Source organism: Eubacteriales bacterium, from assembly GCA_041390245.1.
Classification (GTDB): domain Bacteria; phylum Bacillota; class Clostridia; order Christensenellales; family JAWKQI01; genus JAWKQI01.
The window spans coordinates 73,024-85,778 of the sequence record JAWKQI010000002.1 but is presented as its reverse complement, the minus strand read 5'-3'; the positions used below and the strand labels follow the sequence as shown (position 1 = coordinate 85,778).

The 12,755-nt window shown below is 38.3% G+C and carries 13 protein-coding genes and 3 tRNA genes; 6 read left to right on the top strand and 10 right to left on the bottom strand.

The window, feature by feature from the left end; translation table 11 throughout:
* Positions 1 to 19: 19 nt before the first annotated feature.
* Positions 20 to 1,345, bottom strand: coding sequence for a tRNA (N6-isopentenyl adenosine(37)-C2)-methylthiotransferase MiaB (gene miaB / locus R2876_03480; GenBank protein ID MEZ4357676.1), 1,326 nt, complete (start codon positions 1,343 to 1,345; stop codon positions 20 to 22).
* A 141-nt stretch (positions 1,346 to 1,486) separates the two neighbouring features.
* On the opposite strand from miaB, the gene R2876_03475 reads away from it, so the two are divergent.
* The 6 genes from R2876_03475 to R2876_03450 all read left to right on the top strand — a co-directional run bounded on the left by R2876_03475 (position 1,487) and on the right by R2876_03450 (position 5,064).
* Positions 1,487 to 1,563, top strand: a tRNA-Pro gene (locus R2876_03475).
* Between the two features lie 49 nt (positions 1,564 to 1,612).
* A tRNA-Ile gene (locus tag R2876_03470) sits at positions 1,613 to 1,689 on the top strand.
* Between the two features lie 38 nt (positions 1,690 to 1,727).
* Positions 1,728 to 1,803, top strand: a tRNA-Thr gene (locus R2876_03465).
* A gap of 146 nt (positions 1,804 to 1,949) precedes the next feature.
* Complete coding sequence (amrA, locus tag R2876_03460) at positions 1,950 to 3,368, top strand: AmmeMemoRadiSam system protein A (protein ID MEZ4357675.1); 1,419 nt, start codon at positions 1,950 to 1,952, stop codon at positions 3,366 to 3,368.
* Positions 3,365 to 4,183 (top strand): AmmeMemoRadiSam system radical SAM enzyme, encoded by an 819-nt coding sequence (amrS, locus tag R2876_03455; GenBank protein MEZ4357674.1) that lies wholly within the window; start codon positions 3,365 to 3,367, stop codon positions 4,181 to 4,183. The genes amrA and amrS overlap by 4 nt, the downstream gene beginning before the upstream one ends.
* Before the next feature lie 56 nt (positions 4,184 to 4,239).
* The gene (locus R2876_03450) at positions 4,240 to 5,064 is read left to right on the top strand and encodes an MBL fold metallo-hydrolase (GenBank protein MEZ4357673.1); all 825 of its coding nucleotides are present in this window, start codon (positions 4,240 to 4,242) and stop codon (positions 5,062 to 5,064) included.
* 48 nt (positions 5,065 to 5,112) lie between these two features.
* Here R2876_03450 and yajC read toward each other — a convergent pair whose 3' ends face one another.
* The 9 genes from yajC to R2876_03405 all read right to left on the bottom strand — a co-directional run bounded on the left by yajC (position 5,113) and on the right by R2876_03405 (position 12,670).
* A complete protein-coding gene (gene yajC / locus R2876_03445; protein MEZ4357672.1) occupies positions 5,113 to 5,430 on the bottom strand; it encodes a preprotein translocase subunit YajC in 318 nt (105 codons plus the stop codon).
* Between the two features lie 96 nt (positions 5,431 to 5,526).
* On the bottom strand, positions 5,527 to 6,639 hold the full coding sequence (locus tag R2876_03440; GenBank protein MEZ4357671.1) for a class I SAM-dependent RNA methyltransferase: 1,113 nt from the start codon (positions 6,637 to 6,639) through the stop codon (positions 5,527 to 5,529).
* On the bottom strand, positions 6,632 to 7,327 hold the full coding sequence (locus R2876_03435; GenBank protein ID MEZ4357670.1) for an HD domain-containing protein: 696 nt from the start codon (positions 7,325 to 7,327) through the stop codon (positions 6,632 to 6,634). The genes R2876_03440 and R2876_03435 overlap by 8 nt, the downstream gene beginning before the upstream one ends.
* 1 nt (position 7,328) lies before the next feature.
* A complete protein-coding gene (locus tag R2876_03430) occupies positions 7,329 to 8,180 on the bottom strand; it encodes a hypothetical protein (GenBank protein MEZ4357669.1) in 852 nt (283 codons plus the stop codon).
* Positions 8,181 to 8,188: 8 nt separating this feature from the next.
* Positions 8,189 to 9,904 carry a tetratricopeptide repeat protein gene (locus R2876_03425; GenBank protein MEZ4357668.1) on the bottom strand — a complete coding sequence of 572 codons (1,716 nt, stop codon included), beginning with the start codon at positions 9,902 to 9,904 and terminating at the stop codon, positions 8,189 to 8,191.
* A complete protein-coding gene (locus R2876_03420; protein MEZ4357667.1) occupies positions 9,894 to 10,256 on the bottom strand; it encodes an Hsp33 family molecular chaperone HslO in 363 nt (120 codons plus the stop codon). The genes R2876_03425 and R2876_03420 overlap by 11 nt, the downstream gene beginning before the upstream one ends.
* A gap of 220 nt (positions 10,257 to 10,476) precedes the next feature.
* Positions 10,477 to 10,788 carry an Hsp33 family molecular chaperone HslO gene (locus tag R2876_03415; protein ID MEZ4357666.1) on the bottom strand — a complete coding sequence of 104 codons (312 nt, stop codon included), beginning with the start codon at positions 10,786 to 10,788 and terminating at the stop codon, positions 10,477 to 10,479.
* 6 nt (positions 10,789 to 10,794) lie between these two features.
* Positions 10,795 to 11,535, bottom strand: coding sequence for a class I SAM-dependent methyltransferase (locus R2876_03410; protein MEZ4357665.1), 741 nt, complete (start codon positions 11,533 to 11,535; stop codon positions 10,795 to 10,797).
* Positions 11,528 to 12,670 carry a M20 family metallopeptidase gene (locus R2876_03405; protein ID MEZ4357664.1) on the bottom strand — a complete coding sequence of 381 codons (1,143 nt, stop codon included), beginning with the start codon at positions 12,668 to 12,670 and terminating at the stop codon, positions 11,528 to 11,530. Before R2876_03405 ends, R2876_03410 begins: the two co-directional genes overlap by 8 nt.
* Between the last annotated feature and the right edge of the window lie 85 nt (positions 12,671 to 12,755).

Here is a 12,755-nt window from a genome sequence, read left to right as displayed (position 1 = left end):
CCCCAATACTACTTTTTGATTATACCAGTTTTCCAAAAAGCGTTGTGCGTTTGGCCTGCGTTATTTCAACATCGACTATTTTTCCAATCAAGTCTTTATCCGAAAAGAAGTTAACCATTTTGTTTGTATCCGATCTTCCGCAAAAATGTGTATCGTCTCTTACGCTAGTGTTTTCGACAAGGACTTTAAACACCCTGCCTACATCTTTTAAATTAGATTTAAAGCAAAGCTGTTTTTGAAGCTCGACAAGGGCATTTATTCTTAATGTTTTGTCCCCCATTGATACTTGTTTAGGCATGTTTGCCGCTTTAGTGCCTGTCCTCTTTGAATATTTAAACATAAAGGCCGAATCGAAACCGACTTCTTTTACCAAATTTAGAGTATCTTTAAAATCCTCTTCAGTTTCAGAAGGGAAACCTACTATTATGTCCGTTGAAAGGGCTATACTGGGGTTTGCTTTCCTTAGTTTTTCAATCAGGCGTAAATAGTCTCCCCTAGTATACTTTCTGTTCATAAGGCCAAGAATGCGGTCGCTGCCTGATTGTATCGGCAGATGCATGTAATTGCATACGGATTTTACATCTCTTATCGCATATATAAGTTCATCTGACAAGTCTTTTGGGTGTGAAGTCATAAACCTTAACCGGTCTATCCCTGTATTTTCATCTATTTCAGCCAAAAGCTTGGCAAAGCTGCTCCCATCATTTAAATCATTGCCATAGGAGTTGACGTTTTGACCAAGAAGGGTTACTTCTTTATATCCTGCTTCTTTAAGCCCCGCTATTTCGTTTATAATGTCTTTTTCTTTGCGGCTCCTCTCTCTTCCCCGCACATAAGGGACTATGCAGTAAGAGCAGAAGTTATTGCAGCCGTACATGATATTCACATAAGATAGCGGGTAAGTGTTTCTTTTAACTTCGCTGCTTTCGTATATTTCCTTTGTTTCATATACGTTTATGATCTTGCCAGTATCGCTAAACAGCTTGTCTATTGCACCCGGAAGTTCCTGTATGCTGTTTGTACCTAAAACAGCATCTATAAACGGAAACCGCGTAATTAGTTTTTTAGCTGTATTTTCCTGCTGGGTCATACAGCCGCATACGATGACCTTAAGTTTAGGGTTATGCGCTTTTATGTGTTTTATAACACCCAAGTTGCCTAAAATCTTTTTTTCTGCAGAGTCTCTTATGCAGCAGGTATTGAATAAGATTATATCCGCTACATCATTAGAAGCCGCTTTAACAAAGCCTTTTTTCTCAAATATGCCAGCTATTTTCTCGCTTTCATGAACGTTCATCTGGCAGCCGTAAGTTGAAATATGATATAATAAATTATTATTAAACATCAGTTATATCCTTAGCATTTTAAATACGATAATATTAAAACATACCTCAAATTATATTACAATATTTTTGGCATTTTGTAAAAAGATATTGACAACCAAATTTAAATACGTTATATTAATATTCGTCGCAAAAAACCTTTACGGGGTGTAGCGCAGTTTGGTAGCGCACGTGCTTTGGGAGCATGGGGCCGGGGGTTCAAGTCCCTCCACCCCGACCATACTTTTGCGGTAACGAGGGCATTTTCGGGTTTATATTTATCCTTTTTTGGGGCCTTAGCTCAGTTGGTCAGAGCGGTCGGCTCATAACCGATTGGTCCGGGGTTCGAGTCCCTGAGGCCCCACCATTTTAAACCCGAATTTTTAAATTTTGATAACTTTATTTGCTGGTGTAGCTCAATTGGCAGAGCAGCTGATTTGTAATCAGCAGGTTAAGGGTTCAAGTCCCCTCACCAGCTCCATATTAATATCAATTGAACTCTGTTTACAGGGTTCTTTTTTGTTTAAAAATCTTTAACATAAAAACGTGATATAATATTGCTATAAAGATTTTGAGTTAAAATATTTATAATCCGGACAAAATTAAAAATAGTTTTATTAACTGCTTTTGCCAATAAAAGATAAAAAAGGAGTTGATACCATGCCTATTCTCGCAGCAGTAGCTGTGCCCCACCCCCCTATCATACTGCCGGAGGTCGGACGAGGCGAAGAAAAGAAGATCAAAAAAACGGCAGATGCTTATATGGCAGCCATGAAACGTATCGCCCAATTAAAGCCCGATACTATAATTATAACCAGCCCCCATTCTATAATGTACAGGGATTATTTTCATATATCCCCCGGCAGCTCGGCTTCCGGAAATATGGGCGTATTCCGTGCACCAAACGTTAAGTTCGATGTAGATTACGATACTGAGTTTGTAGATGAGCTTTCTAAGACGGCCGCCCAGGAAGGCATAGGCGCTGGGACGCTCGGAGAACGAGACGCTTCCCTTGACCATGGGACTATGATACCGCTTTATTTCCTAAATAAGGTTTATTCTAAATATAAAATCGTGCGAATCGGGCTGTCTGGCTTTTCGCCTATTGAACACTACAGGTTCGGCCAGTGCATTGCCAAAGCTTGTAATAATCTTGGGCGCAAAATAGTGATTATAGCCAGTGGCGATTTATCGCATAAGCTTAAGGAAGACGGTCCATACGGTTTTTCACCTGAAGGCCCGCAATTCGATAAACAGCTTGTAAATGCGTTTAAAGCAGGAAATTTTCTGCCTTTACTTAGTTTCTCCCCCGCTTTTGCAGAAGCGGCGGCCGAATGCGGGCTTAAATCTTTTCAGATAATGGCCGGCGCATTAGATTGTAAATCTGTCACACACGAACTGCTTTCCTACGAAGGGCCGTTCGGCGTAGGTTATGCTGTTGCGTTGTTTGAGGTTACAGGAGAAGATAAAACGAAAGATTTCGGAACACGCTATGAAGCGATAGAAAGAAAAAAATTAAATGATGAAAAAGCAAATGAGGATGAATACGTCCGCCTTGCCAGGATCAGCCTTGAAACATATATAAAAACAGGCAAACGTGCGTATTTGCCGCATTGGGTCCCTCAAAAAATGCTTAACACCAGGGCTGGCACATTTGTATCGCTTAAAAAATACGGGCAGCTTCGAGGCTGTATAGGCACAACTGCAGCAACCAGGAGCAGTGTAGCCGAGGAGATAATGCAAAACGCCATATCTGCCGCGGTAGATGATCCGCGGTTTGACACTGTCAGAGAAGATGAATTAGGTGAACTTACCTATAGTGTAGACGTTTTAGGAGAAACCGAAGAAATCGATTCTCCGGATAAGCTAGATGTCAAGCGCTATGGAGTCATAGTGCAAAACGGAGGCAGGCGCGGGCTGTTACTCCCCAACCTTGAAGGAGTAAACAGCGTTGAAAAGCAAATTGCCATTTCAAAACAAAAAGCAGACATAAGGCCGGAAGAACCGGTCAGGCTATTTCGTTTCGAGGTGGTGAGACATACTTGATCTGTGATTTGTGCCCGCATCATTGCAATATAAAAGAAGGACATACCGGCCGTTGCCGTGCGCGTTCAAATATAAACGGAGTGATAACTTGCAATAACTATGGAAAGCTGACTTCTATGGCGCTAGATCCTATCGAGAAAAAGCCCCTTATGCGTTTTTACCCGGGTAGCATGATTTTGTCCGTTGGGAGTTACGGGTGTAATTTAAACTGCCCGTTTTGCCAGAATAACGATATATCCATGGCAAATGAATTTATTGAAACGGTTTACGTATCGCCTAAGCAACTGGTAATGAAGGCTAAAGAGCTTATGCCTATTGGAAATATCGGTATTGCCTTTACGTATAACGAGCCTCTTATAAGCTACGAATATGTCCGCGACTGTGCTATGCTTGCACACAAAGAAGGATTAAAAACCGTCCTAGTCACTAACGGGACAATATGTACTCAGCCTTTAAAAGAGCTTTTGCCTTATATAGATGCGATGAACATAGACCTTAAGGGGTTTACCAAGAGGTTTTACGACATGGTAGGAGGCGACCTTGAGACAGTCAAACGCTCTATTTCGCTTGCGGATAAGCATTGCCACGTAGAAGTTACCGTACTTATAATACCGGGCGAAAATGACAGCGATGATGAGATGGAGGCACTTTCCAAGTGGCTTAAAACGGTTGATTATAAAATCCCTCTGCATATTAGCCGGTTTTTTCCGCAATATAAAATGGCAGATAAATCCCCTACCCCAGTTGAAACTATTTACAGGCTTAAAGATATCGCCGCAAAGCATTTAAAATATGTTTACGCGGGAAATTGCTGAAATTAAAATTTAAACTATGAATTAAAAATACAATTTGATTTTTTAAAGGGCTTAAAATGAAAAAACTAATGAAAATCACAATTATAATTTCAATGTTATTAGGAATATTTACGTTATACTCATGCAGCAGCCAGACTACTGAACTTAGCACTGTGGAAATAGAAATCTTTGACATCGGCAAGGCAGACGCTATTTTGATAGATACCGGCAGCCACTGCGTTTTAATAGATACCGGAGAAACGGATGACGGTTCAACGATACTTGAGTATTTGATTGACAATAATATCGGATATATAGACTATTTAATAATAACCCACTTCGACAACGATCATATCGGTGGTGCCCCCTATATAGTTAACAGTATAGGTGTAGGTGAGGTGATTCAACCGGATTACGATAAAACCAGCAATGAATATATACAATATTCTTCGGCGGTTTTAAATAAAAATATCCCGATTGTCAACTTAACTGAAAATATGCAATTCACCCTTGATTCCGCTGATTTTACCATATATCCGCCTAAAGAAAATAATTACGACGATGACAACGATTATTCACTCGTAACAAGTTTAAAGCATGGGGATATGAGCCTTTTATTTGCCGGAGATGCAGATAAAGACAGGCTTACCGAGATTATCAGCCAGGGGAACCTGGAACATACTTTTTTAAAAGTCCCCCATCATGGAGATTATAATAAGATGAGCAAGGATTTTTTAAATGCAGTGAATCCTGAATATGCAGTGATAACCTGCTCTGATAAAAATAAAGAGTCTAAAAAAATAATGAAGATTTTAGATGATTTAGGTACGAAAGTATACTTGACCAGGAACGGCGATGTCAACTGTATCAGCAACGGTAAATCAATTACAATTAATCAATAATTTGGAATAATAAAAGAGGCTAAAAAGCCTCCTTTTTAAACTTTAAACTTATTTTACGTCTTTTGATTCGATTAGATCCATTTCTTCGTCTGATGTATCGACAGCAGCTATTGCGCCTCTCACAAATACAAGTTTGGCTTTATCCGGTCCTGTTTCTACAACGATCAAGTCATCTTTAACAGAAACGACTTTGCCATAAATACCACCAATCGTTTTAACTTTGTTACCCGTCTTTATGTTTGCAAGCATTTCCTTTATTTTCTTTTCACGCCTTTTCTGCGGGAATATCAATACAAAGAAAAATACTACGAAAATCAATATAATCGGTATAAACGTGCCTAAGCTTTCAGCAAAACCTTCAGTCAATTTAGTATACTCCTTTCGAATTTTATATTAGATATAATAAACTGTTTTATTTGATTAGTCAATTAAATTTATATAATATAGTCGGGAAATAACGCATTATTTAGCATTTTTTCTGTATTTAAATAGAGTACAGCGTATATTTCCGTTGTAAAGTTTGCGCTTTGAATCCGCCCTTTTACCAAAGTAGCGTTCGAATTCGTCGTCTGCGCATATTATGCTTAAATTGCTGTTATAGTTGGGCAGCAGTACCTTCCCCATATTTTTATATAGCTCTCTTACCCCATTTTGTTCCCCTATCCTTATCGCATAAGGCGGATTTGAGACGATATTGCCGTAAAAATTTTTTAACTCTAGCTTTGATACGTCGCGTACTTTAAATTCTATATCACCTAAGACTCCTGCACTTGCAGCATTGGCGCGTGCGGCGTATACAGCTTTTTCATCTATGTCGAATGCTTGCAGTTTGACGTTTTTATTTAAATCTTTTTTTGAATAACGCAGCTCTTTGAGTTTAGTTAAGTCAAAAGCCCGCCAATTTTCTATATCGAACGAACGCTTGGCGCCCGGGAGTATCCCCTTTGCTATCAATGCGGCTTCTATGGCAATTGTGCCTGAACCGCAAAGCGGATCTAGAAAGTTACTTTCGCCTTTATATCTTGATAAAAGAAGTATACCAGCGGCCAAAGTTTCCCTTATTGGAGCCGCAACATTTTTTATCCGGTATCCCCTCCTGTTAAGGCCTTCTCCGCTCGTATTAAGCGAAACGGTGACAGTATCCTTTAAAATATTTACATATACGTTATATCTTTCTTTGGATTCCGGGAAATGTGAGATATGGTATTTCAGTTTCAGCCTTTCAACTATTGCTTTTTTGCAGATAGACTGTATATCAGAAACGCTTTTTAAATCCGATTTTACGGAATCAGCCGTAACTGGAAAAGCAGCATCTTTTGGAATATAATCTTCAAAGCGCAAAGATGCCGTTTTATTAAAAAGTTCATCGAATGTATTAGCGATAAATTTGCCTATTTCTATGTAAACCCTGTCCGCTGTCCTTAAAATCAAGTTGGCGTGAAAAATGTCTCCCTCATTTGCGTCGAAATAAACGCGCGCATCGCAAGACTTAACGTTTGAAAAGCCTGCTTTTTTAAGTTCAAACGCAACTTCGGATTCCAGGCCGAAAGAACAAGAAGCAAAGCATCTAAACATTATTGCTCCCTTTTACGGAGATGAGCCTGTTAGCAGTTGTGCCGTTTACTTTGAGTATAAAGCTGCATCCCAGGAACTTAGCACTTTCCTCACACATTTTCATGCGGGTTAAGTATAATTGCATAAATTCCATGATAGATGATGTAGCGTCCATGGTAAAGTCGAACATTATGGTCTTGTTATTTTTATCAACTATCACGTTTGTATTTTGGATAGAGTAGTTTACACGGTCGTGGATATCGTTAGGATCGTATTTATTTGCACGTACCCTTGCTTTGTATGCATCTATCTTGTCCGCTATTATTAATGCGGCGGATATGTCGCTTACCGGCTTACCCATCTGCTCTTCATGTGAGCCGACTGCTGAACAAATATCGCATACGTCCTCTATGTCCATATTTAAATCGTTTAGAACGGAAAACAGCATAGTTGCGCCGGTCAATCCATGTTCGTTCCTGTTTATCATGTTACCAACGTCGTGTACCCACCCGGCGATCTTGGCAAGTTCAACCCTGCGTTCCGGGTAGTCAAGCTCGCTTAAGAGCTTGCCTGCTATACGGCTTACGTATCCGACGTGCCGAGGGCCATGATCCGTATAACCTATCTGTTCAAGACAACGGTTTGCATAGTTAACCAAGTAATTGATTTTTTCATTGCTGCGTATGTCTTCAAGTGTCAGGCATGCCATTTCATTCTCCCCTTTCTTTCAATACCTCATAATCGCGGTCGCCGTTAAATGTACGGTCTGCGTTTACTTCTTCTCCTAAAGCTTCTATCGCATCTTTTATTGCGGTATAGTCGTAGTAAGACAAGTCCGGTTTATTAAGTGCCCTGGTTAAAAAATCAAGGGCCAGATCACCGGATTGCCGTGACAGGCAATTAGCCAAAAACGCTATGTTGTTTTCATCTATTAAAAGCCTGTTGCCTATCATTTCCACTGTTTGTTCATCGCCCGGGAAATATGAAATTATATCTATCAGGCAAAGTTTTACATAAGGTTCGTCTGTTTGATAATACGCATCGAATAATTTGTCTGTAAATTCACCGGAAGATTCTTTAAAGCAGTCTACTATAAGCTCGCTTAAGTCAGACTGTTTAGAGGACTTTTTCAGTTTGTCTAGGTAAAGGTCGAAAGGATGGGACAACTGAGCTTCGTTGAAAAATGATATTATATTAATACATATGTTTTCTTTGTCTTCTCCAGCGTTGAGAAATTGCTTTAAAGCAAACGTAAGCAACGGATAGACTTCCTCTTTTTTATCTATCATTTTGTATATCAAAACATCCGGCACTTCGTATGAAGCTGCCAGATATTTTAAAAACATACCTGATAGCTGTTCTGCGCTGTTAAACTGAGAAAAGTACTCCGATAATGTTTTATTATCAAGCCATTGATGAGGGCGGTTAATCCATCTATCAGTCAGCTCATCTATTAGTTCTTCTAGTTCATCTTCCGTTTTGTTCTGGCCATCTTTTAGTATGTCAGACAACTTTTCATCTAGATACGTATTGAGTTTTTCGTTTATATCTATAATATCCATACTTATAATTATAACAAATCAAGAGCATTTAGGTATACAAATCTCTCTACAACCGAATTTTTGTTTACACCGTATCTGGAACATATCTCATCTAGGTCTGTGCTTATTTTCTGAGAAACCGAGCATAGATACTCCAGGGCAGCTGCCCACAATTCCGGTTTTCTTATTATCGGCAGCTTTTCTTTATCAAAAGTCTTTATATATTCCTGCCATGCCTTTAGAATACTGTTTAAGATCTTTTCGTTTTCATGTACCTGGGTCTTTTCAGAAGCCAGTTCAAACACTCTTTTATAGGTGTTTGGTATATCGGACCGAGTTTTTAATACCCCTACTTTTACATCTACTACCGAACCGTTTAAATAAGCTTTGTATGGCTCTTTTGCATCCATTTTTTTAAGTAAAAAAAGCGCTTCGTTCTTTATGTCGTCGAGCTCGTTGTGGCTTAAAATGAAGTTTCTAAGTATATCCTCAGCTTCGCTGTCTTCAAAAGATCCTACCATATCCAAAATAGCATGTTTTATATAGTTGTCTCCATGTTCTAGCCCCCATAAAAGTATACTTTTTAAAGACCCTTTTTCACTCCACAGTTTCTTTAATTCATCTTTTGAATATCCCATATACCTGTTTAGCAGTTTGACTCTACTAGTTATTTCCTCGAATGGGACTTGATAAACATAGTTAAGCACAGGTATTTTGCGGCATTCATCCTGGTTTGATACAAGCCTTATATAATATTTTGCTATGCTGTTTAACGGGTCTATCTTTAAGATGTCTAGCCAAAGCTCCCTTGCCTCCGAGATAGAGCCGATATTGTAATAGGAAACAGCTGTATAATGCATTATTTTTTTGTCATACGGGCTTAACGTAAGTATATTTTTTAAACTTATATTTGCAAGCCTGTGTTCGTCCAGTTCACAAAATGTAAGTGCAATTTTCTGCATTTCGTCTAGCTGCTGGACTGAAAAATTAGATATTAAATTAAGATAGCGTTTATACTCCTTTAAATTGTCCGTTTTTTTCATGAGCATTGCCATATTACAGGTCGCATAGACATTACTCGGCTGCTTTTTTAATACATTTTTAGTTATTTTTACCGCTTTGTCATATTTCCCTTTGCAAAAATAAGCAAGAGCTAAGTTATTCTTTGCATATAAAAAATCGTTTATATCAGTAATACTTTCAAGTATTTTAATTGCTTCGTCGTATTCCCCTTTGTCTATAAAATCTTTCCCTGTAATAGACAACTGAAGGTTATTTAAGTTAGCGACATCTGCTATAGGACCTATGATTTCTTTGTTTTGCAGTTCGTCTTTTAATACATCCAAAAATTCCATGGTATCGGTATAGAATTCGCCGTCAGGGTCTTTATCAAGGTACTTTTGGAAGTTTTCCTTTGCCAACTCGAATTCTCCAAGCTCCATATAATTGCATCCTATGCCAAAATAGCATTCTGGTATTATATAGCTGTTTCTTCTCAAAAGCTTAAAAAATAGATTATTGGATTCTTCAAAATGCCCTATTTCCGTTAAAATTTCGGCAATAGCGATCTGGTTGTCTATATCGCCAGGTTCTATATCGGAAGCTTTTCTATAGTAGTAAAGCGCATCTAAAAAGTCATTTTTGTCAAGGTGCTTCTCTGCTAACCGTATAAAAAACTGTGCAGGCTGGTTGAAAGACAATATTTTATTTTCCGCTTTTCTTACATTTCCGCTTTTAACTTTCAAGTTTGTTTTCCTCACTTGTAGCTTTTTTCAATAAAGATAAAAGTTCTTCTTTATTGAAATTGTATTTTTTATTACAGAATTTGCAAATTATTTCCGCTTTTCCATCTTTTTTGATTATGTCTTCGATTTCTTTTTGACCCATAGATACTATCACGCTTTTAAGGCGCTCTTTACTGCAGCTGCATTTATACTTTGGCGTAACTTCCTCAATAAAATCTACCGGAAGACCGTTAAAAATCTCATTTAGGGCTTCACTTGGGGTCTTGTCTTGAAGCATGTTAGAGTAGTTTGAAATTTTATCCACTCTGTTTTCAATTTCCGAAATGGTCTGTTCCGAGGCATGCGGAAGCAAAAGACAGCTATACCTCCGGCTGCCTTTATATTTAGGCCGGGAGACACTATAACACTTAAAAATATTATATTTGGCTGTTGCTCGGACTGAGCATAATATGCTGCTAAATCTTCGGCTATTTCACCGGATTTTAAAGCTACCCTGCTTATATACGGGTCCTTTAGTTTAAGGTCTTTAATAACGGTCAAATACCCATGGCTGCCTACTGCGCCTGAAACGTCTATTTTCCCTTATCGTTAAGCGGGAGTGAAACGGCAGGATTAGTCACATATCCTTTAACTTCGCATTCGCTGTTGGAAACGGTAATTACAGTGCCCGCAGGGCCACCACCGTTTATATTTAAGGTTACGCTTGTATCGGCGTTCTTAAGTGAATTGCCCATTATTATAGCTGCAGTCAAAGCTCTGCCTAAAACGGCGCTTGTAGTATATGTCAGGCCATGAATCTGCCTTGCATGCTCGCATATATCTGTTGTGTCGCATGCAACCACAACGGCATCTAGATTTATGAGTGTTTTTATTAATTGTGCCATTTATGTCTACCCCTTCTTAGCGAGGAATTGTATTCTGTTAGAATTTTCTTTTACCATATCTTTGGTAAAACAATCAAAGGTTTTAACCTTTGAAAAGCCGGCGCTTAAAAGCCTTGCTTTTAAATATTTTTCGCTGTGAATATAATGTTTGTGCTGTTCTGAAAACCGTTTAAATACATCGTTTTCTTTTATAAAGATCGTTACGTCCATTTCACAGGAGTTTTTATTTAGTGTATTTTTCCAAATATAGGCACTACTGTCATCTTCATCGCAAAACACGTTGTTTGCTATAACTTCTTTATACTTAAACTCGCTACTGATGTCAAACAGCAATATACCGCCTTCTTTTAGATTGGCATATGCAGTTTTGAAGAACCTTTGTACCTGCTGTGCGTTCAAGTAATTTATTCCGTCGCACACACTTATAATTACCTCTACACTGTGGTTAAGCGTTATATTCTGCATATCTTTGATAATAAGCACAGCCTTTTGCCCGTTTGCCGCTAAATTTTGAGCGGCTTTAGCAAGCATTTCTTCGCTTATGTCTGAAGCTATGACGCTATATCCTTCTTTTGCTAGTCTCCACGTTATATTTCCGGTGCCGCATGCCGTTTCTAAAATATTTATTTTTTTATCCGGATATTCGCCTTTTATAAAAGACGCTATATATTTCGACCACGCATCATAGTCTACGTCGTGCATCATTGTATCATATATTTTAGATAAATAAGAGTAGGAATCAGCCACTTATATACTCCGATAATATATGTAAATATATATAAAGCCCTAACTCCAATACGCTTTCATCAAAGTTGAAGTCATTAGAATGCAGCGTTAAGGTTTTATCGTTAGTTCCAATGCCTAAAAACATGTAAAGCCCTGGAACAGCTTTTTGATAATAAGCAAAATCTTCTGAAGCCATGCTTGGTTCTACATCGAAAAGCAACTCTTTTGGCAGTAAAGCACTTACTTTATCTGCCAATCCATTTGGATTGACAACTGCCGGGAAAAAAGTATTTTCAAGATATTTGGTCTTTACATGGCCGGATTTTTCAAGGCTAGACAGCTTGTCCTTAATATTTTTTCGCAAATTATTAAAAACATCCTCGTCAAAAGACCTGAGAGTGCCTTCCATATGTACAAAGTCGCTTATTATATTTCTGCTGTTTCCACCACTAATTTTTCCTATGTTTAAAACTGCGTTTTCATCTTTTTTAACTATATCTTTGCAATAAGCAATAAAGTGAGCCGCATATTCAATTGCATCTATTCCTATGTCCGGTTTTGAACTATGTGCACTTTTTCCGTGTATGTCTATATCAAAATCACACATGTTAGCCATTACTGCGCCTTTTTTTATGCTGACTTTTCCAAGTGGAACGTCCGGCCAAACATGAAATGCATATATCTCATCAACTTTAGGGCTTGAAAGCGCGCCGCTTTCTATCATGAGTTCGGCTCCGCCTGTGGATTCTTCGGCAGGTTGAAATAAAAATACCATGTTACATGAAAGCATGTCCCTAATTTTGCTGATTATTTTGGCTGTTACGAGTGCCATAGCCATATGTGCATCGTGCCCGCAGGCATGCATGAAATCCGGATTTATGGAAGCAAAGGAAAGCCCGGTGTTTTCAGTTATCGGAAGAGCGTCTATATCTGAACGTATAGCTATAGTCTTTGTAGCATTTTTGGAATAAAAGACAGCTTTAACTCCGGTTTTTGCGATTTTGGAAACGATATCAGCATTAAGTGAATTTAAGTATCTCATTATATACTCATTTGTTTTAAATTCGCTGTATGCTGTCTCGGGAATTTTATGTAAATCGCGGCGGATTCTTACAAGTTCGTTTTTCATTTCTGAGGCTAAAGCATTTATATCCATAGGTATCCTCATAAAAATTTAATTTGATTTTTTTATTATACATTATTAAAGTGTCTATTTCAATTATAGTTATAAAGATTGACAT

Bases quoted from the DNA above. Each gene is read 5' to 3' on its own strand.
- R2876_03450 (MEZ4357673.1), top strand. From the start codon at position 4,240: ATGAAAAAACTAATGAAAATCACAATTATAATTTCAATGTTATTAGGA.
- miaB (MEZ4357676.1), bottom strand. From the start codon at position 1,345: ATGTTTAATAATAATTTATTATATCATATTTCAACTTACGGCTGCCAG.
- R2876_03435 (MEZ4357670.1), bottom strand. From the start codon at position 7,327: ATGGCATGCCTGACACTTGAAGACATACGCAGCAATGAAAAAATCAAT.
- R2876_03415 (MEZ4357666.1), bottom strand. From the start codon at position 10,788: ATGGCACAATTAATAAAAACACTCATAAATCTAGATGCCGTTGTGGTT.
- R2876_03440 (MEZ4357671.1), bottom strand. From the start codon at position 6,639: ATGTTTAGATGCTTTGCTTCTTGTTCTTTCGGCCTGGAATCCGAAGTT.
- R2876_03430 (MEZ4357669.1), bottom strand. From the start codon at position 8,180: ATGGATATTATAGATATAAACGAAAAACTCAATACGTATCTAGATGAA.
- R2876_03405 (MEZ4357664.1), bottom strand. From the start codon at position 12,670: ATGGATATAAATGCTTTAGCCTCAGAAATGAAAAACGAACTTGTAAGA.